This window comes from Paenibacillus tyrphae (assembly GCF_024158745.1).
Classification (GTDB): domain Bacteria; phylum Bacillota; class Bacilli; order Paenibacillales; family NBRC-103111; genus Paenibacillus_G; species Paenibacillus_G tyrfis_A.
Map to the genome: position 1 here is coordinate 88,660 of NZ_JAMZAW010000017.1, position 24,462 is coordinate 113,121.

The window sequence follows — 24,462 nt, forward strand, 5'->3', positions numbered from 1 at the left end:
AATGATTTAGTAAGATACGTACACGTCCGTCAGCAGCTCGGATGCGTCTGGATACGGGCTGTTTTCCGAAAATTCGACGGCCTTCTCCACCGCTTGCTCCACCGCAGCTTTCATTTCCGCCAGCTCGGCTTCGGTGTACAGGCGCTCAGCCACCAAATACGATTCGAACGCGGCAATCGCGTCTTTTTCCTGCAAATGCTCTTTTCGTTCGTAGTCTTTTTTATATTTTTGGGCATCGCCCTCAAAATGTCCGTAATTGCGGTAGGTGACGCATTCGATCAGCGTCGGACCCTCGCCCCGGCGCGCCCGCTGCACAGCCTGCTCCGCCGCCTCGTATACGGCAAGCACATCCTTACCGTCCACCCGGACGCCCGGAATATTGTAAGCGATTGCACGATCGGCGATGGTTTTGCAGCTGGACGCATATTCAAACGTGGTCGCTTCCCCGTACCCGTTATTTTCGGCAATGAAAATGACCGGCAGCTTCCAGATCGCGGCCAAATTGATGCCTTCGTGGAACGTTCCCTGGTTGTTCGCGCCATCTCCGAAAAAGCATACGCTGACCGCATTCGTCTTCTTGTACTTGGCGGTCAAGGCGGAGCCGCAGGCCAGCGGATAGCCGCCGCCGACGATGCCGTTGGCGCCCAGCATGCCTTTGTTCAGGTCGGCGATATGCATCGAGCCGCCCTTCCCTTTGCACAGCCCGGTAATTTTCCCGAACAGCTCCGCCATCATGCCGTCCAGCTCGCAGCCTTTGGCGATGCAGTGCCCGTGTCCACGGTGGGTGCTGGTGATGCTGTCTTTGTCGTCCAGATGGGCGCATACGCCGACCGCTACCGCCTCTTCTCCGGCGTACAGGTGGACGAAGCCGGGAAGTCGGCCTTGAGCGAACAAATCGTGTACCTTATCCTCGAACTTGCGGATTTCCAGCATCTTTTGAAACATCCATCCTGCTTTTTCCCGGCTCAAGGCCGTTCCCTTGTCCTGCGCGGCGTTAACCATACCGTGTTCCTCCTTTGGATGTAAAAAATGTCCCCACGCCGGATAGTAATGCAAGTTTCGTGCCAATGGAAAAACCGCTTGATTCTCGCAGAAATACGGCCCCCCAGGAAGCCGAAAAAGTGGACACAAAGAGACGACTGTCTCGTTTTGTCCACTTTTGTTCACCTATTAATCATTTGGATTACAATGGAGCCATATCCTGAAATTGGGGTTTTGGTTTCGTGAAGGAGGGATGCGATGAAGCTGAATCCGGATCGAAAAGGTTATGGGCCTCGGGGAAGAGCTTGCGGCTCTTCCTCGAATGTTCACAGTAGCGCGCATATTCTTGGGCGGCCTTGCTACAGGAGCAGGACCAGCCAAGGGACCACGACCAGCGCCAGAAGCGCGGCCACGAGCATGGATATGCTCGACACCGTGCCGGAGACGGCGCCGAATTCGAACGCCGTCGTCGTCCCGGCCGTATGGGCGCTCGTCCCGAGCAGCACGCCCTGCGCCACCCCGCTGCGGATGCGGAACAGACGGATAAGCATCGGTCCGACGACCGTGCCGAGCAAGCCCGTGACCAGCACGAACAGCGCCGTCATGGCCGGGATGCCCCCGATCATATCCGTGATGGCGATGGCAATCGGCGTTGTCGTGGAGCGAAGCACCAGGCCGTCGATGATCTGCCCGTCGAGGTGCAGCCCCTTGGCGATCCACACCGAGGTCGCAACACCCGCCGCGGAGCCAACCAGTACGCTGGCCATGATTTCTACAGCATATTTGCGCAGCAGCGCGACATTTTTGTAGAGCGGCACGGCCAAGGCAATTGTCGCGGGTCCGATCATGTCCGTCAGCCAATGCGCCCCGGCGTTGTAGGTTTCGTAAGGAATGTCCGCTTGCAGCAGCAGGACGATGACAACCGCCGGCGTCAGCAGCAGCGGTGACAGGTAGATTTTGGGTTTCCGGCGGTACAAGCTTTTTATGCCGTAATAGACGGCCATGGTGAACAGCAGCAAGCCAAGCGAAAGCCAGGTCATGACGGGGTCCGCTCCTTTCGCTTCACGATCGCTTGCGCCACAAGCCCTGCCGAGAGCATGACGACGACAAGGCTGCACACCAGCACGAGCATGATCGGCAAGCCGTTATCCCGCAGCAGTGGCCGATATTGAATCATCCCGGCCGCCGCAGGGATGAAGAACAGCAGCATTTCGGCCAATAGCCATTTGGCCCCCAGATCGATCCATTCGATGCGGATGATTTTCAGTTGAAGCAGCACAAAAACGAGAACGATCCCGAGAATGCTCCCCGGAACCGGCAAATGAAGCAGGGCCGCCAGCCCGTTCAGCAGCCAAGAAACGACGACAAAAAAGAGCACCTGCCCCAAAGTTTTCACAAAAGCCGTCATGTTGCACAGCTCCTTTCCATCCAAAGTTTACACCCCTTCCTTTCATAGGTAAAATGAATATATCGAATTTCTTTCATTCCAATCGTCTATGCAAAGGAGGTGCCCGGCATCGATATCCGGCAGTTGGAGTATGTGCTGGAGATCATCCGACACAGCAGCTTTACCAAAGCGGCCGAGGCGCTGCACATTACTCAGCCCACGATCAGCAAGGCGATCAAAAATTTGGAGCAGGAGTTGGGCGTCCCGCTCTTCGTCCGCTCCGGCAAAACGCTCGAGCTGACCGACGCCGGCCAGCTTATTGCCGGTCAGGCGCAGGATGTCGTCCGTTCGTTCAAGCATTTGGAGCTGCAGCTCGGCGATTTGACGAATTTCAAAAAAGGGCATATCCGGATCGGACTGCCGCCAATGGCGGGCGCGAGGTTTTTCCCCGGCATTCTAAGCCGGTTTCGCGACACGTATCCGGGGCTCACGATCCAACTGGAGGAGGACGGCTCGGTCAAGCTGGCGGAAAAGGTAGAGGATGGCACGCTGGACGTCGGCGTGGTGCTTTTGCCGGTGGACGAGGAAATCTTCGAATCGTACTCGTTCGTAAACGAACGGTTGCGAGCTGTATTTCCTCCTGTCCATCCGTTGGCGGGCAGAAAGGAAGTCCGGCTGGCCGAGCTGCAGGACGAAGCTTTCATTTTGTTCCGGGAAGACTTTGCGCTGCACGAGCGGATTATCGAGGCTTGCGACGGCGTCGGCTTCCGGCCCCGGATCTGGTACGAAAGCTCGCAGTGGGATTTTATCTACGAAATGGTCGCCGCGGGAATGGGCGTCGCCCTGCTGCCCGAGAGCATCTGCAGCATGCTCGACCCGAACCGCGTCGCCACGGTCACGCTGACCGACCCCGCCATCCCATGGCATCTGGGCATGATTTGGCGGAAGGGCCGCTATCTGTCGTTTGCCGCGCGGGAGTGGGTCCGCTTCTCGAAGAAGCATTTGACGAACCAAGGCAGGCTGTCTCTTTAAATCCATTTTCGGAAGGGGTACGTAAATATGGAACGATTTCGTGCACTCGTCGTGGACAAAACGGAGAATCAGTTTTCGGTAGGCGTACAATCTCTCAACTTGGACGATTTGTCGGAAGGCGAGGTGCTCATTCGGGTCGCCTACTCCGGCGTCAATTACAAGGACGGCTTGGCGGCCAGCCCGAAAGGCCGGGTGGTCCGCAGCTATCCCACCGTGCCGGGGATCGATCTCGCGGGGACGGTAGCCGCTTCGACTGATCCGCGGTTTCGCGAAGGCGACGAGGTGCTGGCGACGAGCTATGAGCTCGGCGTCGGGCATTCCGGCGGGTTTAGCGAATATGCGAGGGTTCCCGCCGATTGGGTGATCTCCCTGCCTAAAGGGCTATCCCACCGCGAGGCGATGATCCTCGGAACGTCCGGACTGACGGCGGCGCTGTCGGTCCACCGCATGGAAGAGAACGGCTTGCGCCCTGAGAACGGCCCCGTGCTCGTCACCGGAGCGACCGGCGGCGTCGGAAGCCACGCCGTCTCCATACTTGCGGCATCGGGGTACGAGGTCACGGCCAGCACGGGAAAAGCGCAGGAGCATAATTACCTGCGCGAGTTGGGTGCCGCTGCGATCCTCAACCGGGAAGAGCTGTATCCGGAAACGGTCAAACCCTTGACCAAGGAACAGTGGGCGGGCGCCGTCGATCCTGTCGGCGGAGCCGCGCTGCCGCATATTCTTAGCGCCGTTCGCCGCGGCGGCTCCGTGGCGCTTAGCGGACTGACCGGCGGCGCCGAATTTACGGCGGCCGTGTTTCCGTTTATCCTTCGCGGTGTGAACCTGCTCGGCATCGATTCCGCCTACTGCCCGCTTCCGCTCCGGCAGCGGCTCTGGGAACGGATGGCCTCCGATCTGAAGCCGCCGCGGCTCGAAGCGATGGTCCATGCGGAAACGACGCTCGACGAGCTGCCGGGTGCTCTGCAGCACATTCTGCAAAGCGGCGTCCGCGGGAAGGTCGTTGTGAAGCTGAAGTAAGCGCTCGGCAAGAGGCCGAATCTCTACGAGAAAAAGCCCGACCGGTCAACCTGGTCGGGCTTTTCGTACGGCTGCAGCACCAACTGCAAGCGGATTATCCCGCAGCAGGAAGCTTGATCTTCTGACCCGGGAAAATGAGATCCGGGTTACTGAGCTTATTCAGCTCTTGCAGCTTCTGCCACGTGGTGTTATGCTTCCTGCCGATTTTCGACAGCGTATCGCCGGACTTCACGGTATATACTCCGCCGTCTGTCGCCGCTGGAGCCGCCGGGGCGGGCTTTGCAGCTTCCGGTGCCGGTGCAGGCGTTGTCGGTGCAGGAACGGCCGGAGCCGGAGCTGGCGTCGGAGCTGGTTTGCTCGTCTGCTCGGCCGGCAGAGTCGGAGGAGCCGGTACCGTTGGCGCCGGTGGTGCCGGTGGCGTTACCGTGTCGGATGCCTTTTTGACCGCGATGCGGCTTTCGACCTGCGGGTTCACTTCGCCCTTTTTCTGGAAGTACTTGATCAGCGATTCTTCCAGCGAAGAGTAGTCGCCTGCAAGCGGGTAGTCCTTGAACATCTTGTAATCGTCCCCGCCTGCGGCCATAAAGTCGTTCGTCGCAAGCAGATACGTTTTGTTCAGGTCGATCGGTTGGCCTTTGATTTTGACCCCGGATACTCGTTTGCCTTTCGGCTGAGCAGGGTCGAGCTCGAAGGTAACGCCGCCAACCTGCGGAAAGCCGCCCAGCGGCTCCGGATAAGCGGATACGCCGTGCTCAAGAGCGGCGACGATGTCGGAGCCCTTCACTTTTTTCGTCTGAATGTAATTGCCGAACGGAAGTACGGTAATGACTTGTCCCTTCGTAATCGTGCCTGCGGCGATCGAATCGCGGATGCCGCCGCCGTTCGTGATGGCAACGTCGGCGCCCGTCTCGTCGATCATCGCGTCGGCGATCAGGTTGCCGAGGTTCGACTCGCCCTTGCGCACGACTTCGCGGTCCCCGACCAGTTTGACGGAGGTGGAACCTACTTTTTGCTGCAGCACTTTCTCCTGCTCTTTTTTCACGGAATTAATAATGTCCAGAACGGCCGCGTCGCCCGGTGTCTTGTCCTCATCGGCGGCTTTTTTCGTGATCAGGCCGGACACCTTGTCCTTCAGCTTCCCATTCTCGAACGTCAGGTCGACGCGTCCGAATTGCTTAAGGTACTCCCCGGTCTGGGCGATCAGCACGTTGCCGACCTTCATGCCCGTATCCAGCTTCGTATGGCTGTGTCCGTCGATGATGACGTCGATGTCCGGCACCTGCTCGGCCACCTTGATGCTCGTGTCGATGCTGGACTTGTCGACTCCGAGATGCGTCAGCGCAATAATCGCGTCGACTTTTTTGCCTTTCAGCTCGTCCACAATCGCCTTCGCCTCGACGGCAGGGTCTGTGAACGTGAGGCCCGCGACGTTGTTCGGATGCGTTTTATAAGCGGTTTCAGGCGTAGTCAGACCGAAAATGCCCAGTTTGATGCCGTCCACTTCCTTGATCACGTAAGGCTGCAAAATGCGGGTGCCGTCCGCTTTTTTCGTATTGGCGCTCAGCACCGGGAATTTGGCTTTGCCCGCCAGCTCCTTAAGCCGCTCGTACCCGTAGTTGAAATCGTGGTTGCCCGCGGCCATCGCACTGTACCCCACGGCATTCATGATGTTGACGATGCTTTCGCCGCGCACCAGATTCGCAACCGTTTGCCCGTGGAACGTATCGCCGGCATCCAGTATGAGCGAGTTCGGGTTCGTTTTCGCATACTCCTTGATCATCGCGGCCATTTTGGCGAAGCCGATCCCTTCCTTGCTCTCGTCGACCCGGGAATGCGTATCGTTCGTGTGGAACAGTGTAATCTTCGTCGTGCCCTTCTTACCGCCGGTGCTCCCCGCCGACGTTTCCGCCGCCGCTGCCGGGGCTGCCGCCGATACGAGCATAAGCACAGCCAGCGCCGGGGACATCCATTTTTTCCAACCCTTCATTCGCAGCTTCTCCTCCCAAATTGAACCAGTTTGGCATGTCCCTTTTAGTTTAGCACAGATATATAAATGGAAATTCTGCCCTGTGTAAATTTTTCGTAAATTCAACCGGCTCGATGACGGAAAGTATCCCGGCGCCGACGTTAAAACGAGATTGAGTTTTTTCAACTGGTATCATACAATGAAAATGCTTAATTTTTGGCAAAAAGGAGATTGCAGCACATGTTTGGATGGTTGGCAAAAGGCTTGCTCGCAGGCTGCATCGCAGTCGGAGTAATCGCCGGTTCGGTCTATCAATGGGGCAGCTATCCGTATGCGGATCAGGTCGCGGTGCTGGCCTATCATCATTTGGACGATACGGATCAAAGCAACGTCACGATCACGCCGGAGCTGTTCCGCAAGCAAATCAGCTTTTTGAAGGAAAAAGGATACCATTTTCTGACGCTGTCGGAATTCCGCGAATTCATGAACGGCAAGGATGTGCCCCGGCAATCGGTGCTGATTACGTTCGACGACGGCTATGAAAGCTTCTATACGTACGGATACCCCGTGCTTAAGGAGCTTGGCATACCGGCGGTCAATTTTGTCGTGACCAAGGACTTGGCCGATCCGAAGGCGCCTGCCCTGACGGCTTTATCCGAGGAGCAGATCCGGCAAATGGCCTCGGAAACGGACTTTATCGATTTTCAATGTCATTCGCACGATCTGCACCAAAAAGTGGACGGCAATCCGCTGCTCACCAGCCTGCTGCATACGGAGGGCCGAATTGAAACGGTGGCCGAATACGGCGACCGGATTCTGAAAGATACCCGGGCTTGCGCCGGCCGGCTCCACGCCCTTCATTTGCAGGAAGTGGATATGTACGCCTACCCTTACGGCATGTACGATCAGCAGGCATCGGAGCTGGTCCGGCAGGCCGGAATTCGCTACGCTTTTACGGTGAAAAGCGGCATGGTGACGCAAAAGGACGACGTGATGCAAATTCCGCGCATCAATGCCGGCAATCCGAGCATTACGCCGGAAAACCTGCACCGCACGATCATGCGCCGCGCCGTGAAGACGCAGCTGTCCTGGCTGAGCCGCTAGGAATAAGGCGGGTTGGTTTAGCGGCGGCCGTCGAACCACAGCTTGCGGTAGTCGACCCAGCCGAGCGAGCTGAGCGAGACGTCCCGCAGTCCCGGCAGGTACGAGGCGGACTGCTGCCAGCGGTACCACAGGATGACGGCGCGCTCCTGCAGGAGCGTTTCTTCCAGCTGGCCGAGCAGCGCTAACCGGCGGGCGCGGGAAGGCTCCCCGGGAAGTTCGGCGCACAGACGGCGCGCTATTTCACGCAGCTCCGGAGGCAAGCAGCGCCTCACGGGGCTGTTTGCGTTAGCCAGCAGGGCGAGCAGCGTCCACTCCGCATCTTCTTGCACCGGCTGCTCCAGCAAGTACAAGTCCGCCGCGGCGAGCGTATTCTCTTCAAATAAGAGATAAATGTCGGAAGCAAATAGTATAACGCTCAAAATTACATTAATTTACTTGATTGGTATATTGAAATAAATTATAATTAATATTGTAATTTATTACTAATTAATCCTTTTATTCGAAGGAGGTGTGGTATATCAATAATTAAAGATTGACTCAAACAATCTTATCATAAATGGGAGGTTAGGGATGAAAACAAAAGGGCTCATGACACTAGCCGTATTGCTGTTTCTATCAACATTCGCCGGATCTTTTTCGACTGCGAAAGCAGCAGCTTCTTCTGTAAAACCTCAAGTAAGCGCTGGAAATTTATCGGGCTACGCTCTAAAAAGCGATGGGACCGTATGGGCTTGGGGCAATAACGGTTCTGGAAGATTAGGGGACGGTACGACAACCAATAGTACTGTCCCCGTCCAAGTATCAGGTTTAGACTCAGTCATTCAAATTGCGGCTGGGGGTAGTCATTGCCTCGCACTGAAGAGTGATGGGAGCGTTTGGGCTTGGGGAGCAAATACGACTGGGGCTCTTGGGAATGGTACAAAAAAAGCCAGTAAGTCTCCGGAACAAGTGCAATATTTAAATTCGGTTATTGCCATTGCAGCAAACGATAATTCCAGTATGGCCCTGAAAAGCGATGGGACTGTTTGGGCTTGGGGGTCAAATGCATATAAAAAATTAGGTATTGGTACCACTTCAGACTCACAGGTTTCTCCCGTTAAAGTACATAATCTGAATAATATTGTATCTATTTCGATGGGATTTACCCATTCCTTAGCTCTTCAAAACGACGGGACCGTATGGGCTTGGGGGGCAAAGGGGAACAATGATTATACTTTAGGGGATGGTACTAAAAATGGTCAAGCAGAGCCAATAATAGTTTCAAACCTGGATCAAGTTACTTTTATTAATGCAGGCACGAATTCCAGCATGGTGATAAAACAGGATGGCAGCTTGTGGCAGTGGGGAGCTGGATATGCAAATGGCATTAGAGGGAATGTACCAACTCAGTTTCCGAAACAAATGAGCTATGTTGATGCGGTTAAATATGTTACTACATATCATGATAGAGCAACTTTTATAAAACCAGATGGCAGTATTTATTCGATAGGAGCGGTAACCGAAGGATTTCTTGGGACAGGTCAGACATCCGGTGAGAATCAATATATCCCATACCCTGTTGTACTTTCAGACTTAGCAACTCCGTTAAAGGACATGACTTCTCTGGCGATGGAAAATTTATTTACTTTGGCTATAAAAAAGGATGGCACCGTGTGGGCCTGGGGACATAATACATCAGGACAACTCGGTGATGGAACAAAAACGAATAAAAATTACGCTGTACAAATTTCTGGCTTAAACCTATTGGAATAATAATTCAACATATTGAAAAAACGGTTCCTCAAAGAACTTTACATGGTGACTATGGAATGTTTATTTCTACTAGTCATGAATTTTTTTGATAACTGATTTACATAAGGGTACGAAAACTTTTCTTATAAAAGAATAGTTCCGTATCCTTTTTTTTGGGCAGAGAGGTTGCTGCAAAATGGGGCGTGATAAAAAACAAAGGGCAGTCCCTCGGCTATTATTGAATAGCTTTTGAGAACGGCCCTGAGATTAGTCAAACTAGCTTTTCAAGGGTTGTTATCCACTGGTTGTTTTCTATTGCAATGGTTTTTTATTGTATTAATCCGCTTTAAAGTAAAGGGCATAAGGCAATGTAGCAGACGCAGGAATCATTGTTCTAAGTATGAAACTTTTACTATTACTTACTGATCTTGCTTTATTTTTACTAAAATGATCTTTATCATTTGGTTTTGGGGTTTTAGAGATGCCATTAATTTGATATACAAGATGTCCAGGAGCGCTGCCCGCACTTCCGAATAACGTGCTAACTGCCGTTGAACTTGTTAAATTAATGGTAATATTATAGTCTGTTAACCAATAAGCATTTCGTACTTTTCCACGCCAAACTACGGGTGTTTGATTGATCGAATTGCCATCTTTATCCCATCTTGTGTATAATTGCTCTTGCTCATTTGTATATCCTGGATTATCGGCTAGTTTAATATATTTTGTCGTTGTATTATTAATATTTAGATTAATGGTTCCGTCCCTCCCCCAATGGGCCAATAAACCACGATAATCATCCGAATTTGTCGAAGTTTCATTCGTAGTTGCTATTGTAGACATATATGCCGTTGTATAAGGAATAGGGTCACTTATGGAAGAAGTTGTATTCACGTCTGAAACTTTAACACTCGCACTACTGCCATCCGAATTTATAGCATTGAATTCCGCAAAATAAACCATTGCTTTATGTGAAGCTATATCACTCGAATATTGGTATTTATATGTATCTCCTGCTGAAAGAGTTGCTATAAGTGTTGGATTGGAGGATGCACTCATAAAACTATTTGCAGCGCTTTTTGCGGCCGGGCCTATATCTTTTGCGGCAGCATTACCGTAGCCGAACTTATTTCTATAAACTTTTACAGTTTGAGTAGAGGTATTTTTAATAACAATCCAGAATCTTAGAGTGCTTGAACTTCTGTTTGCATGAGATGACCAAAATCTGAAAGCGCCTGTCACCGTATCGGTATACAAAGTTCTATTCACTTGTCCTCTTACAACGGAGCCATCATCCCTCTTAGCACCATCACTGAAAATAGATTCAGGGGCATTTGATGCAAAAACCTGTCCACCTGTAAAAGAGAAGCTAACATTACTTGAATTGAATGGTTCCATTGTCGTGGGAAAATTAATTGATACTTCGGTATCTTCCGGGTAGGATGCAAATGCGGAAAACGGTACACCTAAAAATAAAACGATTGAGAAGATGAAAACTAAAGACTTCTTCATACAATAACCTCCTTTAATTATCATTCTAATTTTTCAGTTACTTGCAGTTCTCCACCAACTTCCTAGAATATGGGAAATATAACCCTTTTAATAAGATATCACAAAATGTAAAAATAGGAAATAATTATAACATTATGAATTGATGAATTCTGGTGAATTCGACGTTTTAAGTGCATTCGGCCCCGGCGGCGTCGGCTTCGCCTGCGCCGCTCTGATGGCCGTCACCGCCGCAGCCTGGCTCATTTTTCATCGCCGACGGCGTATGCTATAATGTGCGGCAACAAGACGTCAAAGGAGCGAATCGAGATGCAGCAGTTCGAAGCGGGGCTGCACCGGCCCGAAGGGACGGGGACGTGGACGTACTTCACGCTGCCCTTTTCCGTGGAGGCCGTCTTCGGCAGCAAAGGACAAGTCAAAGTGAAAGGAACGGTCAACGGCGTGCCGTACCGCAGCTCGGTAATGCCGCACGGCAACGGTACCCACTACATGGTCGTAGGCAAAACGATTCGCGATGAGGCCGGGGTCGCGCCGGGCGATACGGTGCAGGTCACGATGGAGCCGGACACGGAAGCGCGGACCGTCGAAGTGCCCGGCGATCTGGCCGACACTCTGCGCCAAACGGAAGAAGCCGCGTCCCGATTCGACAAGCTGGCGTATTCGCACCGGAAAGAGTTCGTGGACTGGATCGAATCGGCCAAGCGGCCGGAAACGCGGGTGAACCGGATCGCGAAAGCCGTAGCGATGGTGCTGGAAGGAAAAAGACCGAAGGGATAGCGGGGCAGTATGGCCGCCGCGGCCGGCACTCGCCTAAAAAAAGCAGGCCATCTCGCGTAGGATGGCCTGCTTTCCCTTTATCCGTTGCTTTCCAAATACGCTTTCAGCCGCTCCTTCTGATGAAGATGATGGCGGTAATGCATCTCCACAAGTCCGAACCATTCTTTCGCGTTAAGCCCGCCGAGTCTAGGATGCTGAACGGTATGCAGCGGGGAGATTTCCTCAAGCAGCGGCTCCACCTCTTTCATTTGGCGCACTACCGTATTCAACCCTTCGATGATCTGTTGTTTCGTTAGCGGCTGGTCCGGGATAGCCGTCTGGACTTGAATGCGAACCGGCGGAAAGCCGCCATTCTTAAAAATCGCTTCTCCCGCTTCCGTCTTCCCTCCTGCTTCAGCGGCTTCATTGGCGCTCTGCTGCCTGCAAAGCTCGATATTCCGAAGCTGCATGTTAAGCGCGGTGTTGATCAGATGGACATACATTTGTCCCAGCGACCATTCGTTCTCGCTTGGCTTACGGGTCAACTGCTCCATGCTGAACTGCTCTAACTCCTGAATATAATGGTTCGTAATTTCTTCCAAACGTTGTATGATTTCCGGTGTGTTCATCGTTTTAACGACCCCTTTCGCATCAGGTATCAAGCTGCCGACTGCAGCACCAGAACAACGGCGGCATGAATAGCCAATCGTTTATGCTAAACATACCGCCGCGCACCCGTTCTGGATATATATTCTATTTTATCATTTTTATTCAATTTAATCGAATAGAATCCTTTAGGCTTCCAGCCGGAATCTTTTCAGCTCTTGCTGCATTTCTTCTGCGATGAGCCGCAGCGTCTTCACCTTCTCTCCTGCCACGTCAAACGCACGCTTCTGTTCAACCGTCGATGCCATGATCTCTTCGCTGCCGGCCGCGGATTGCTCCGTAATCGCGCTGATGCTCTCAATGGCCTGCTGCACCTGGGTACACATCTCTTGCGAAAGGTTCATGTCGTCCGATAGCTCGGCCAGATGACTCGCAACCTTCTGCACCTTCTCGGAAATTTCGGCAAAAGATTGTCCTGTCGAGGAGGCAGCTTCCTCCTGTACGCGGCATAACTCCATACTCTCCGACACGGAATCTTTCACCTTATTCATCGCCGAGCCGATCCCTTCGACCGCCTGGAAAATTTGCTTCGCGGCCCTTACCGACTGGTCTGCCAGCTTCTTCACCTCTCCAGCAACGACCGCAAAGCCTTTGCCCGCTTCGCCTGCCCGGGCCGCTTCAATAGATGCGTTCAAAGAAAGCATTGTCGTTTGTCTGGCAAGCTCGGAGACGTAAACGGTCATTTTGGCAATCTCCGCCGCGTTGCCTTCCAGCTCCTGCACGGTCCGTTCCACGACAAACATGGCGCTCCGATTGTCGGCCACGACCTGCAATTGTTCCTGCATGGTACGGCTGCCCAGCTCAATCGCGCGGACCGCTTCTTCGCCGTACTCCGCCGACCGCGCGGTTTCCGCAAGATTCGCCTCGAATTTCCGCGCCATCTCGTCTACGAGAGATACCGTCATCGTTAAATCTTCCGCGATTTTTTGACTACCGATGGCCAACTCCTCCGTAGCCGTCGCCACCTGGGCGACGATTCCCTGCATCGTATCGTTGTTCCGATCAATGTCTCTTGCCATGTCGTCCACGCGAGTGCCGGCTTGATCTACTGAACGGACAATGCCGCGCAGGTTGTCGATCATTACCCCGAACGATCCGTTCAGTTCGTCCAGCTCGTCCCGTCCCTTCGTTTCGGCCAGTTCGATCGTCAGGTTGCCCTGCGAGAGATGTTTCGCAGCGTCGTTCAACCGGCGAATCCGCCGGACGAGCTGCCTAGCCGCAAACGTATTATACGCACCGACCGCCACGAGCAGCAGTATGCCTCCTGCCAGAGCCAACTGCCACGTAAACCGGATGCTTCGCGTCAAGTGACCGGTATATTCGTCGTACCGCGCCTGCATCTGGAGGTCGAGCATATGAATATCGTTCTGTATGCCCAGCGTACGAATGGATTGCCGCTTCGCCTCCGGGCTGCTCTTATCGTTTAACGCCTGATAGGCAGCCGCCGCCAGCTCTTTAAACTTCGTATCGATGCTCGCAAGCAGCTTTTGCTGCTCTTCCGACAGCGCAGTCCCGCCGGTCAAAGCCGTGATCGTTTTCGCCGCTTGGCCCAGTTGACTTTTTACTCCCGCCTTGTTGCTCTCGGTCATGGAGGACGAATAATTGTTCAATCCCTGACCGATCTGGATCATGCTGCTCTTCAGCTCCCGGATGTTCATCATCGCAGGAACCAGCTCATTGTTTTGCGAGTTAATGCTTACCAATTGAAAAATAATATAGGCCACCAAAGCCAAGGACGCGAGCAGCGAGATCATCGCGCTGCGTACCAGTTTGCCCTGCAGTTTCATCGCTTCTTCCTCCGTTGCCGAATCATGGGGTTGGGATCGTGACGCTTCCGGCCGCAAGCTTCTGGATCAGGTCGTCAACCTTCTGCTGCTGCTCCGGCTGTAAGGAAATGACTCGGATCGGCGAGAGGCCGACGCCATTCTCCTTCAGTCCGAATACCATATGCTTCTGCGGAAAACGGCCCGAATTTTGCACAAAAGATTTCACCGCCAGATCGATGGCAACGTCAATATTTTTCAGCATCGACGTCACAACGGCTTTCTCCGCCATGAAAAATTGATCCGTATCGACGCCAATCCCGTATTTTCCGCGCTTCGCCGCTTCCTGCAGCACTCCGACGCCCGTAAAACCCGCTGCCGAATACAGGACATCGACCTTTTGTTTATCGATCATCCCGCCGGCAATTTGCACGCCAAGCGCGGCATTGCCAAAATCTCCGGCATAGGCTGCGGTGACCTCGGCTTTCGGATTGACCGCTTTGACCCCCTGCTCGAAGCCGTTCTGAAATTTGTGAATGAGCGGCACGTCCGCCCCGCCCACAAAACCGACCGCGTTCGAACGGGTAACCAGACCGGCAATCGCTCCGGCGAGGAAGCTTCCTTCCTCCTCCTTAAACGTAATCGAAGCCACGTTCGGCAGGTCCGACGTCTCATCGACAATGATAAACTGCCGGTCCGGATGCTGCTTCGCGGCTTTCTCCAAGCTGTCCTTGATCATAAAGCCCAAACCGATCACAAGATCGCAGTCGTCCTGCGCCAGCTGCTCGAACCCTGCATCATACGTTTTCGTCTTGGCGATCTCCCGATAATCAAAAACGATGCCTTGCTCGTCACGGGCCTTGATCAGCCCCTGAAACGCGGCATCGCTAAAAGACTGATCTCCCAACCCGACTTCCGACAGCATAATACCGATCTTCATTGGTCGCTGCGCCGCCTGTTCCGCCTGTTGCGCGCAACCGGCAAGCAACCACAGGCTTACAAGAAGTGAAATCCAACGTATCATCGCTTGTCTGCCCTTCCTCTTCATTGTCCGTCACCTCTTGTGTTATGTAAAAAAATTTAGTACCTTTAATATATCGTGCAGAGACAGCCGTAAATAAAGAGTTAATATTATATTTAAAAACGGCGTAACCGCGAAAAAGCTTAATCAAGCGATGCCGCGGCATGCTTGATTAAGCTTTTTGGTTATTGAGCGTTCAAGGCTGCTTGTTCCCCTGCTCCCCTTACTGTGCCGCAGCCGGGATCGGCCGCCGCATCAGCTCCTGCCGCTCGAAGCCGTACTGCTCATACAGCCCGTGCGCGTCCTTGGTGCCAAGCACCATCCGGGTACCTTGCACCGCCGGATGCTCCACCAGAAACTGCATCAGCGACTTGCCGAGCCCCTGCCCCCGGTGATCGGGGTGTACGATAACGTCGCAGACCCAAGCGAACGTGGCGTAATCCGTCACCACCCGCATGAAGCCCACCTGCGCCTCCCCATGATAAAGGCCGAAGCAGAGCGAATTTTCAAAACTCCGCAGCACCGTCTCCTTGCTTCGGTGCGCAGCCCAGTAGCTTGTCTGCAAAAGCGCATAAATCACATCCGGCTGCAGCTCTTCCCAGCAATCGTTAATGCGGTACGGCAGCGTGTCGTGCTTCCATTCCATCTGTACCCCTCCTGTAGATGTTGGTTTCGTTCATGTCGTTCAGTATAATGGAGACAGATGATACCGACGTATTTATTTCTCCCATCTGTACCCGTACAAAATCAAGGGGGACTCTACGCATGAATACGAGCACGGGCTGCAAATTCGAAGCCATCAAAGCGGACATCCAGCGCAAGCTCGCATCCGGCGCCATCCGGCCGGGCGCCAAGCTGCCTTCGATCCGCGACGTATCCGTACAGTACGGATGCAGCAAAAATACGGCCATTCGCGCGTACGACGAGCTGGAACGGGAACACTTGATTTATTCGGTGCCCAAAAGCGGCTACTATGCCGTCGTCCGTTCCGAACAGCCTTCCTCCGCCGAGCCGTTGGAGCGAATCGACCTCGCCACCGCGACGCCCGACCCGGCGGTTATGCCGTACGCGGACTTTCAGCATTGCTTGAACCAAGCGATCGAGCGCTACCAGGACCGGCTGTTTTCGTATTCGGACCCGCTCGGCTTTATGTCGCTCCGGCAGGCACTGCACAAGCATCTGACCACGGCACAGGTATTCGCCGAACCGGAGCGGATTGCCGTCGTATCCGGTTCTCAGCAGGCGATTCACATGCTGGCCGGCATGCCTTTTCCGAACGGCAAGACGGCCATTCTCGTCGAGCAGCCCACCTACTTCGGCATGCTCCGCACGCTGGAACTGCTGGGCATCACGGCCATCGGCATCGCCCGCACCGACGAAGGAATCGATCTGGACGAGCTGGAGCGGCATTTTCGAACGAACACGATCAAATTTTTTTATACCGTGCCGCGGTATCACAACCCGATGGGAACGAGCCTGAGCCAGGAGCAAAAGCAGGCGATCGCCCGGCTGGCCGAGCGCTACGACGTCTACATCGTGGAGGACGACTATTTGGCCGATTTGGAAATGAAGCGCCGCGCGGACCCGATCTACAGCCTGAACCGCTCCGGCCACGTCATCTATGTCAAAAGCTTCTCCAAAGTCACGCTGCCGGGCCTGCGGCTCGGTACAGCCGTCCTGCCGCAGCCGCTGCTGGAGACGTTCCGCCAGTTCAAATCCTCCGCCGATTCGAGCACGTCCGCCTTATCCCAGGCGGCACTGGAGCTTTACTTGACATGCGGCATGTTCGACCGCCACGCCGCATGGATGCGCGAGCATTACCGCGCACGGATGGAGGCGCTCCGCACGGCGGCCAGCCGTTACCTGCCGCAGGAGGTCGGCTTGCACGTGCCGTACGGCGGCGTCTTCGCCCGGCTCCTCGTGCCTCCGCCGCTTGAGGCGGACGATCTGCTGGCGGCGCTGAAGCAGCAGAACGTCGCGGCCCTGCCCACCGCGCGAAGCTATCTGCGCACGTTCGCGAAGGACAACGGCCTGCGCCTGAGCGTCATGCGCGCGAACGAAGCGCAGATCGACGAAGCGATCCGTCGCATCGCCGACTGGATCGAGCAGGCGCGCCGCCGCAAGCCGCCGCTGCAATGGGACCCGGTCGTCGACTGGATCTAGACGAGGAGATGCCTCCTGTCGATTTGCATGAATGCATGACCCATTTCGGATACTACGACTATGTGTATTTTTCCAAAGACTTCATCTTGAACCACGCGAAGGAGGACAAGTCATGATTAAGAAAATTGCAACGGCGGCCGTTTATGTAGAGGACCAGCAAAAAGCGAAAGCGTTCTGGACGGAGAAGGTCGGCTTCGAGGTCGTAGCCGAGCACCAAATGATGCCGGGAGCGAGCTGGCTGGAGGTTGCGCCGAAGGGAGCGGAATCCGCGCTGGTGCTGTATCCGAAAAGCATGATGAAAAACTGGGCCGAGCTGAAGCCGTCCATCGTATTCGTCTGCGACGATGTCGAGAAGACGTACGAGACGATGAATGCGAACGGCGTCACCTTCGAAGGCGAGCTGCAAAAAATGCAATGGGGTACCTTCGCCACCTTCCTCGACGAGGACGGCAATTCGTTCTTGATCAAAGGCTAGAAAAAAGAGACCGCCCAAACGCCGAAACGTTTGAGCGGTTCTCACATCTATGGCCGGTCCGGCGGGCCGTACACGGACCGCCGCCGTTCTCATTTCCCCGCCGCATACTCGGCTACGACCGGGTCTGAATTCAGCCTCCCACTCACCGCCTTGATCACGAACCGGTACGTTTGAGAAGGGTCCTTTTTCGCTACGGTATAGCTGTAGGTGGTCGTTCCGTCGGCATGACGGACTTTGGCCGTCCAATTCGGGCCCGCTGCATCATTTTGCTCGTAAATGCGGTAGCCCTCCACAGCCGGTCCCGTGCCCGGAGCGGTCCAAGTCAGCTTGACTTGCCCGTCCGCCGTCAGCGTCGCTTTGGCGTTTTCCACCTTGTTCGGCTTCGCGGCGCTTTTCTTAATGCTGTAGGCGTCGTATCGTTCCGTGCTTCCGCCCTTCGTCGTCGTATAAGCTTGGAAAGACAGCGTATCGTCCTGGACGGTGACCCCGGTGAACATTTGCTTTTTCGGCTGGCCGGATACGGCCGCATACGGGAAATCTTGATCTTTGGGCTTATAAAATTTCGGGCCTGCCGTATTGCCTACGAAATAGACCGTCCCTTTCGGGTTCAAGACATGACCTTCGCCGTCCTTTGTCACTTCTTGAGGCTGACCGGCATACATTTGGTAGCTTCGGGTGTACGTATGGTCGTGTCCCGACAAGACGGCGTCGATACCCAGCTCATCGAACAGGGGCGCCAGATGCTCGCGGAAAAATTTGACGTCCGTGCTGCCGGAATGGCTGGCTACCGAATAAATCGACTTGTGGAACAAGACGATTTTCCACTTTTTATCGGTTTTGGCGACTTCGTTTCGAAGCCACTCCACCTGCTTCTTGAAGACGGGGTCGGAGCTGCCCGAATACTGCGTGTTGAACACCATGAAATGGGCCGGACCGTAGTCAAAAGCGTACACCGAGCCTTCCGGGGTGGCATCCGTTTGCGATTTGTTGGGCAGATGGAAGTGGTAGGCGTAGTTGTTGTAGTTTTGGGTTTCATGGTTGCCCAGAATCGGCATCAGCGGAATGCGGGATAAAATGTCCTTCGGCTCGTTCAACAGCCACATCCACTGCTCTTCCACATCGCCGTTGTCCACCAGATCGCCCGTATTGACGATGAATTTGGCATCCGGGAATTTTTGAACCCCTTGCTGAACCGTGTTTTTCCAGATCATGTAGTCGGCTTGCGTCTTGGCTTGAGAGTCCGTCGTATACAAGAAGGTAAAGCCGTTGTCGCTTGCAGGCTCCGTCGTAAACGTGCCGATCTCGCTCCAGTTGCCCGCCGTTCCGTCGCCCAGACGGTAAGCATAGGCGGTGCCGGGCTTCAAGCCATCGGCGATTGCTTTGTGACTGGAAAAGCTCGTGGACTTATGGTTGGATTTATCCGCCAGCGTCAAATATACGCTGATGATTTGCGAAGTGCCTTGATACGTTTGGACTCCCGTGGACGGAAACGAATTTCCGTTGAGCTTCGAGGCTTCCACGACCTGCAATTGGGTGCCGGTAATCTTGTCCGATGTGTACCAGGCGAACGCCATGCTGGTTTTCGGATCGTCGTAATAAGTCAGCGCGATCGCCGTCGGCTTGCCGCTCTGCGGATTTCCGCCGTTGCCCGAATCGTCGGGATTCGCAACGAGCTTCATATCCCAATACAGGTCGGAGCTGCCCGCGCTTCCCTGATGCACCTCGGCCGCGAGTACGTTCGCGCCGTCGCGGAGCTTGCTTTTCAGAACGGCGGTCAGGTCGGCCGTTACGGTCCGGGGATCGCTTTTCGACTCGGAGGCCAGCGTAGCGTAGCGAATGTCCCCTTCCGGCATATTGAAGCGGTACGCCTCTTCGCCGTTGACATAGAGCACGACGCCGTCGTCCACCCCGAAGGTGCCTTGGATCTGCTGATAATCGCTTACTTTGGCCGCATGAACTGTAGTGTGAAAATACGTGGTCGGGTATTTCTTTTTGGAGTCCGGACCATAGCTGACGGCGGTCTTCACGGAGCCGAACTCCGAAGTTGCAGTGTCCGCCGGATAACCGAAAGGCGCTTGTCCGGAGCTCCAGGCGGAGTCGTCGTAGGGAACGTTCTTCCAATCGCCGCCCAAATCTTTCCCTCTGTCAAAATAGCGCCATGTGGCGTTTCCGGCTAGCAATGTGGCGGGACCGGCGGAAGGCGCCGCTGAGCCTTCGGATTCATCCGCCAAGGTCGCTCCCCCTGTAAGCAGCAGCTGGAACACCAGAAGCAGAGACAATACTATCGGCCATCGTTTTCGCTTCAACCCTCTGTTCATCAACTTCACTCCAATCTTCATAAATGAAGTAGTTAACCGTCGATCAAATCAATTCGTGCGCCCTCCCTCCTCGTCCCATAAAATCCCACTATATGGAAAACAAAACCATTGTAGCTTTCATTGCGAAAAATTTCAATATGGAATAATCCCATATGAAATTAATCCACCTGCCACTTCCAAAGAGAAAAAGGGACTGTTCCATACGCCTCAAGCCAAGCGTGCGGAATGTCCCCATTGTATTGGAATTGTGAAACGTCTTCGTCCGGCCCGGCTAGTACGCCAACCGTCCATCCCGGACGACGACTTTCCCGCCTTTGACAACCGTATCCACGTGGTTGATGCCGAAGTGATATGGCACATACGCCAAATTGACTGCGTCGAAAATGACCAGATCGGCCTGCTTGCCCACCTCCAGGCTGCCGACCCGGTCGCCGCGCCTAATGGCGTGCGCCGCGTTGACGGTCACGGCCGTCAGCACTTCTTCCGGCGTTAGCCCGAGGTTCAGGCAGCCGAGCGTCATAACGAGCTGGATCGACTCCGTCGGCGAGCTGCCGGGGTTGTAGTCGGTCGACAGCGCCACGGCGAGGCCTAGCTCGATCATGCGGCGCGCACGGGCATGCTGCTTCAGCCGCAGGTTGAACGAGGTCGCCGGTAAGCAGACGGCGATCACGCCCGCATCGCGCATCGCCTCGAACCCGGCGTCGGTCGCGGCCAGCAGATGCTCGGCCGAGATGCAGCCGAGCTTGCCCGCAAGCTCCGCGCCGCCGAGCGGCTCGATCTCGTCGGCGTGGATTTTTAAACCGAAGCCGAGCGCCTTGGCCGCCGCAAGAATCTCCTCGGACTCTTCGGGCGAGAACACGCCGTGCTCGCAGAACACGTCGCAGAATTCAGCCAGTCCGAGACGCTTCACCTCCGGCAGCATTTCGCGGATCACGAGCTTCACGTAATCGGCCGAGCGGCTCTTGTATTCCTCGGGCACCATGTGCGCGCCCATGAACGTCGAGACGAGCTCGACCGGATGCGCTTCGTTCAGCCGCTTCGTCACCCGAAGCTGCTTCAGCTCGTCCTCCAGCGTAAGGCCGTAGCCGCTTTTCGCCTCGCACGTCGTCACGCCCTGCAGCAGCAGCGTATCGAGGCTGCGCTTCGCCTTGGCGTACAGCCCGTCCTCCGACGCCCCCCGCGTGGCGCGGACCGTGCTCAGAATGCCGCCGCCCTGCGCCAAAATTTCCAAATACGTCGCGCCCTGCAGCTTCATCGCCAGCTCGTGCTCGCGCGAGCCGCCATGCACCAGATGCGTGTGCGGGTCGACCAGCCCCGGTGTCACCAAGCGGCCGCCGGCGTCAAGCTCCTGCGCGACCGGCAGGCCCGCGATCTGCGCGCGCACGTCTGCTTCGAGGCCGGCAGCGACTACGACGCCATCGCGTACAGCTACGGCGCCCCCTTTTACAACAGGCACGTCCGCCATCCGGCTGCCTGTGCGCGGCCCCGCTTCCCCTGCCATCGTAATCAGCTCGCCGATATTGTGCACGAGCAAATCGATCCGTTGTTGTTCCATCTTCCATCACCTCAACAAAGTCGTCCGCCCCGACATCGTTCGGGCCGGACGGATTATGGCAGCATGCGGCGAACCGCAGCTAGAATGCTTTATTCAACCGGCTCGCTCGAAGCGCCAGCCGCGCCTTCTTAAATGCCCAGCATCGGGACGCGAACGCCGCGTTCTTTGGCCGTCTGAACCGCCAGCTCGTAGCCTGCGTCCGCATGACGGATAACTCCCATGCCCGGGTCCGTGTTCAGCACGCGGGACAGCCGCTCTTCCGCTTCCTGGGAGCCGTCCGCAACAACGACCATACCGGCGTGGAGCGAATAGCCCATTCCGACGCCGCCGCCGTGATGTACCGAGACCCAGCTTGCGCCGGACGCCGTGTTCACGAGCGCGTTCAGGATCGCCCAGTCGCCGACCACGTCGCTGCCGTCCTTCATCGCTTCCGTCTCACGGTTCGGCGAGGCGACGGAGCCGCAGTCGAGGTGGTCGCGGCCGATGACGATCGGCGCGGACAGCTCGCCGCTGCGCACCATTTCGTTGATCGCGAGCCCCATCTTCACGCGCTCGCCGTAGCCGAGCCAGCAGATCCGCGATGGCAAGCCCTGGAAAGCCACTTTCTCCCGCGCCATTTCGATCCAGCGGCGCAGGTGCTCATTTTCCGGGAACAGCTTCAGCACAAGCTCGTCGGTCTTGTAGATGTCCTCCGGATCGCCGGACAGCGCGGCCCAGCGGAACGGCCCTTTGCCTTCGCAGAACAGCGGGCGGATGTACGCCGGCACGAAGCCCGGGAAGTTGAACGCGTCCTTCACGCCTTCATCCAAAGCGACCTGACGGATGTTGTTGCCGTAGTCGAACACGACGGAGCCCAGCTTTTGCAGGTCGAGCATCGCCTGCACATGCGCCGCCATCGACTGCTTCGACAAGCGGACGTATTCCGCCGGGTTGCTCGTGCGCAGCGCCGCCGCCGCTTCCAGCGAATAGCCCACAGGCACGTAGCCATTCAGCGGATCGTGCGCCGACGTCTGGTCGGTGACGAAATCCGGCACGATGCCGCGGCGCACGAATTCCGGGAAAATTTCCGCCGCGTTGCCGACCAGCCCGATCGAGAGCGGACGGCCCTGCTCCTGCGCCTCGCGCGCCAGCTTGAGCGCTTCGTCCAGATCGTGCACCATCACGTCGCAGTAGCGCGTATCGATCCGGCGCTGAATGCGCGTCGCGTCGACGTCTACGCCGATGACGACGCCTTCGTTCATCGTGACGGCCAGCGGCTGCGCCCCGCCCATGCCGCCGAGACCCGCGGTCAGCGTCAGCGTCCCGCGCAGCGTACCGTTCGCATGCTGACGCGCCGCTTCGGCGAACGTTTCGTACGTGCCCTGCAGAATGCCCTGCGTGCCGATGTAAATCCAGCTGCCCGCCGTCATTTGCCCGTACATCATCAGCCCTTTTTTATCCAGCTCATGGAACGTATCCCAGTTCGCAAACGCAGGCACGATCACGGAGTTGGAGATGAGCACGCGCGGCGCTTGGCTGTGGGTTTTGAAAATGCCGACCGGCTTGCCGGACTGCACGAGCAGCGTTTCGTCCGCTTCGAGCTCCGTCAGGCACTCGACGATTTTATCGTACGCTTCCCAGTTGCGGGCCGCCTTGCCGATCCCGCCGTAAACGACGAGATCCTCCGGCCGCTCGGCGACCTCCGGGTCCAGGTTGTTCATCAGCATGCGCAGCACCGCTTCCTGCTGCCATCCTTTGGCCGTCAGCTTCGTGCCTCGCGGCGCGCGAATCGTACGTTTATTTTCCATCGTTATCTCTCCCCTTGGGTTTAAAAGTGAGGCGCTACACAGACAGATCATTCTTCCGATCGCTGCTCCACCCCGTAAAGTGAAGATCATTCGAAGAAGCTGATCAGAGTACTTTACGGGGACCCCGGATCCGGATTTCTGGATTATATAACCCCCTTAAGGGTTGAAATCCGGAGACAAAGGCGAACACTAGCGTTTCTCCAGAACGATTCTGCCCGCTCCGCTAACTTTTTCACTGAATTTATACAACCTTGGCTAATCGCGCTTCATCGTGCCGGCCAGAAAGTTAAGAATGACGTGCAGCGCTGTGCGCACGGTCGCCCGGCGCGGGTCTTGCATCGGATCGACGCAGACGATATCGAAGCCCTTCACCTTCGGATGGCGGCCGAGCATGAACACCGCCTCCAGCAGCTGCCAGCTCGTCATCCCGGCAGGCACCATCGCGGGAACACCCGGCGCGTAGGCCTGATCGAGCACATCCATATCCACCGTGACGTAGATGGCGTCCGTGCCGCTGCCGGCCACTTCAAGCGCCTGAACGACGAACTTCTCCACGCCCTCCAGCGCGACCTGCCGCGCCGTAAACTGCGTAATTCCCTGCTCCCGCGCATAATCGCGGTACGGCTTCGAATTCGCGAAGCTGTGCAGGCCGATCTGCGCGATATGCTTGCCTTCCACGGCACCGGATTCGATCAGCCCGCGGATCGGCGTGCCGTTGGACGGTCCGCCGTCCTGCAGGTTGCGCACGTCCATATGCGAATCGATCTGGACGATGCCGACAGGCCCGCCGATTTTGTTCCGGAACGCCTTGACGGACGGGCACGTGATCGAATGATCGCCCCCGGCGATAATCGGGAACAGCTCCGGCAGTGCCTCGTACACGTTCGTCAGCCCCTGCTCGATGTTCGCATGGCAGCGCAGCAGGTCGGTAACGTGCATTTGAATATCGCCGAGGTCGCGGGCGTTCAGCTCCTGCAGATCGACGTCGTGGTCGATGCTGTACGTCGTCACGTTCGCGAACAGCTCGCGCAGCGCGTTCGGCGTCATCGACGCGGCGGAGACGCTAATCGACGTCTTGGACAGCGGCACCCCGATGAAGCCGAAGTCGACCGGCGCTTCCCCGTCCCACGGCGTGAGCCACTGGGCCACCTTCGTCTCGAACCGGTCGCGCCAGTTCGACCGCCGCGCCAGCTCCGGCGGGTTTAACAGATCAATCGTTTTCACGCAT

21 protein-coding genes are annotated in these 24,462 nt (G+C 55.8%); 7 read left to right on the forward strand and 14 right to left on the reverse strand.

The window, feature by feature from the left end:
• Positions 1-6: 6 nt before the first annotated feature.
• The 3 genes from NI000_RS24035 to NI000_RS24045 all read right to left on the reverse strand — a co-directional run bounded on the left by NI000_RS24035 (position 7) and on the right by NI000_RS24045 (position 2,389).
• Positions 7-1,002: a thiamine pyrophosphate-dependent dehydrogenase E1 component subunit alpha gene (locus NI000_RS24035; RefSeq protein ID WP_253413925.1), complete on the reverse strand. Its 996-nt coding sequence runs from the start codon at positions 1,000-1,002 to the stop codon at positions 7-9.
• A 338-nt stretch (positions 1,003-1,340) separates the two neighbouring features.
• Positions 1,341-2,021, reverse strand: a complete 681-nt coding sequence (locus tag NI000_RS24040; protein ID WP_253413926.1) for an LrgB family protein — start codon at positions 2,019-2,021, stop codon at positions 1,341-1,343.
• Positions 2,018-2,389, reverse strand: coding sequence for a CidA/LrgA family holin-like protein (locus tag NI000_RS24045; RefSeq protein WP_253413927.1), 372 nt, complete (start codon positions 2,387-2,389; stop codon positions 2,018-2,020). The genes NI000_RS24040 and NI000_RS24045 overlap by 4 nt, the downstream gene beginning before the upstream one ends.
• Positions 2,390-2,497: 108 nt before the next feature.
• On the opposite strand from NI000_RS24045, the gene NI000_RS24050 reads away from it, so the two are divergent.
• Together NI000_RS24050 and NI000_RS24055 are read left to right on the forward strand one after the other, a co-directional pair.
• Positions 2,498-3,400, forward strand: coding sequence for a LysR family transcriptional regulator (locus NI000_RS24050; protein WP_253414001.1), 903 nt, complete (start codon positions 2,498-2,500; stop codon positions 3,398-3,400).
• A gap of 27 nt (positions 3,401-3,427) precedes the next feature.
• Entirely contained in the window at positions 3,428-4,420 is a 993-nt protein-coding gene (locus NI000_RS24055; RefSeq protein ID WP_253413928.1) for an acrylyl-CoA reductase family protein, read from the forward strand.
• Positions 4,421-4,514: 94 nt separating this feature from the next.
• Here the strand turns inward: NI000_RS24055 and NI000_RS24060 are convergent, their stop codons facing one another.
• The gene (locus tag NI000_RS24060) at positions 4,515-6,407 is read right to left on the reverse strand and encodes a 5'-nucleotidase C-terminal domain-containing protein (protein WP_253413929.1); all 1,893 of its coding nucleotides are present in this window, start codon (positions 6,405-6,407) and stop codon (positions 4,515-4,517) included.
• A gap of 219 nt (positions 6,408-6,626) precedes the next feature.
• On the opposite strand from NI000_RS24060, the gene NI000_RS24065 reads away from it, so the two are divergent.
• Entirely contained in the window at positions 6,627-7,490 is an 864-nt protein-coding gene (locus NI000_RS24065; RefSeq protein ID WP_253413930.1) for a polysaccharide deacetylase family protein, read from the forward strand.
• A gap of 17 nt (positions 7,491-7,507) precedes the next feature.
• Here the strand turns inward: NI000_RS24065 and NI000_RS24070 are convergent, their stop codons facing one another.
• Positions 7,508-7,909, reverse strand: coding sequence for a hypothetical protein (locus NI000_RS24070; RefSeq protein ID WP_253413931.1), 402 nt, complete (start codon positions 7,907-7,909; stop codon positions 7,508-7,510).
• A 151-nt stretch (positions 7,910-8,060) separates the two neighbouring features.
• On the opposite strand from NI000_RS24070, the gene NI000_RS24075 reads away from it, so the two are divergent.
• On the forward strand, positions 8,061-9,242 hold the full coding sequence (locus tag NI000_RS24075) for an RCC1 domain-containing protein (protein WP_253413932.1): 1,182 nt from the start codon (positions 8,061-8,063) through the stop codon (positions 9,240-9,242).
• 315 nt (positions 9,243-9,557) lie between these two features.
• Here the strand turns inward: NI000_RS24075 and NI000_RS24080 are convergent, their stop codons facing one another.
• Positions 9,558-10,733 (reverse strand): hypothetical protein, encoded by a 1,176-nt coding sequence (locus NI000_RS24080; protein ID WP_253413933.1) that lies wholly within the window; start codon positions 10,731-10,733, stop codon positions 9,558-9,560.
• 306 nt (positions 10,734-11,039) lie between these two features.
• Here NI000_RS24080 and NI000_RS24085 point away from each other — a divergent pair, with 306 nt between their 5' ends.
• Entirely contained in the window at positions 11,040-11,507 is a 468-nt protein-coding gene (locus tag NI000_RS24085) for a YdeI/OmpD-associated family protein (RefSeq protein ID WP_253413934.1), read from the forward strand.
• Between the two features lie 77 nt (positions 11,508-11,584).
• On the opposite strand, the gene NI000_RS24090 is transcribed toward NI000_RS24085, so the two are convergent.
• From NI000_RS24090 to NI000_RS24105, 4 genes are all read right to left on the reverse strand, one after another.
• Entirely contained in the window at positions 11,585-12,115 is a 531-nt protein-coding gene (locus NI000_RS24090) for a DinB family protein (RefSeq protein WP_253413935.1), read from the reverse strand.
• A gap of 165 nt (positions 12,116-12,280) precedes the next feature.
• On the reverse strand, positions 12,281-13,939 hold the full coding sequence (locus NI000_RS24095) for a methyl-accepting chemotaxis protein (RefSeq protein WP_253413936.1): 1,659 nt from the start codon (positions 13,937-13,939) through the stop codon (positions 12,281-12,283).
• A gap of 22 nt (positions 13,940-13,961) precedes the next feature.
• Positions 13,962-14,963, reverse strand: a complete 1,002-nt coding sequence (locus NI000_RS24100) for a BMP family lipoprotein (RefSeq protein ID WP_253413937.1) — start codon at positions 14,961-14,963, stop codon at positions 13,962-13,964.
• Positions 14,964-15,159: 196 nt separating this feature from the next.
• Positions 15,160-15,582 (reverse strand): GNAT family N-acetyltransferase, encoded by a 423-nt coding sequence (locus tag NI000_RS24105; RefSeq protein WP_253413938.1) that lies wholly within the window; start codon positions 15,580-15,582, stop codon positions 15,160-15,162.
• Positions 15,583-15,701: 119 nt separating this feature from the next.
• On the opposite strand from NI000_RS24105, the gene NI000_RS24110 reads away from it, so the two are divergent.
• Both NI000_RS24110 and NI000_RS24115 read left to right on the forward strand, forming a co-directional pair.
• Complete coding sequence (locus tag NI000_RS24110) at positions 15,702-17,099, forward strand: aminotransferase-like domain-containing protein (RefSeq protein ID WP_253413939.1); 1,398 nt, start codon at positions 15,702-15,704, stop codon at positions 17,097-17,099.
• Positions 17,100-17,211: 112 nt separating this feature from the next.
• Positions 17,212-17,574, forward strand: a complete 363-nt coding sequence (locus NI000_RS24115; RefSeq protein WP_253413940.1) for a VOC family protein — start codon at positions 17,212-17,214, stop codon at positions 17,572-17,574.
• A gap of 89 nt (positions 17,575-17,663) precedes the next feature.
• Here NI000_RS24115 and NI000_RS24120 read toward each other — a convergent pair whose 3' ends face one another.
• The 4 genes from NI000_RS24120 to NI000_RS24135 all read right to left on the reverse strand — a co-directional run bounded on the left by NI000_RS24120 (position 17,664) and on the right by NI000_RS24135 (position 24,458).
• Entirely contained in the window at positions 17,664-19,853 is a 2,190-nt protein-coding gene (locus tag NI000_RS24120; RefSeq protein WP_253413941.1) for a purple acid phosphatase family protein, read from the reverse strand.
• Between the two features lie 310 nt (positions 19,854-20,163).
• Positions 20,164-21,447 carry an imidazolonepropionase gene (hutI, locus tag NI000_RS24125; protein ID WP_253413942.1) on the reverse strand — a complete coding sequence of 428 codons (1,284 nt, stop codon included), beginning with the start codon at positions 21,445-21,447 and terminating at the stop codon, positions 20,164-20,166.
• A gap of 128 nt (positions 21,448-21,575) precedes the next feature.
• On the reverse strand, positions 21,576-23,234 hold the full coding sequence (gene hutU, locus NI000_RS24130) for a urocanate hydratase (protein WP_253413943.1): 1,659 nt from the start codon (positions 23,232-23,234) through the stop codon (positions 21,576-21,578).
• A 255-nt stretch (positions 23,235-23,489) separates the two neighbouring features.
• Entirely contained in the window at positions 23,490-24,458 is a 969-nt protein-coding gene (locus NI000_RS24135) for an agmatinase family protein (RefSeq protein WP_253413944.1), read from the reverse strand.
• Positions 24,459-24,462: the final 4 nt, after the last annotated feature.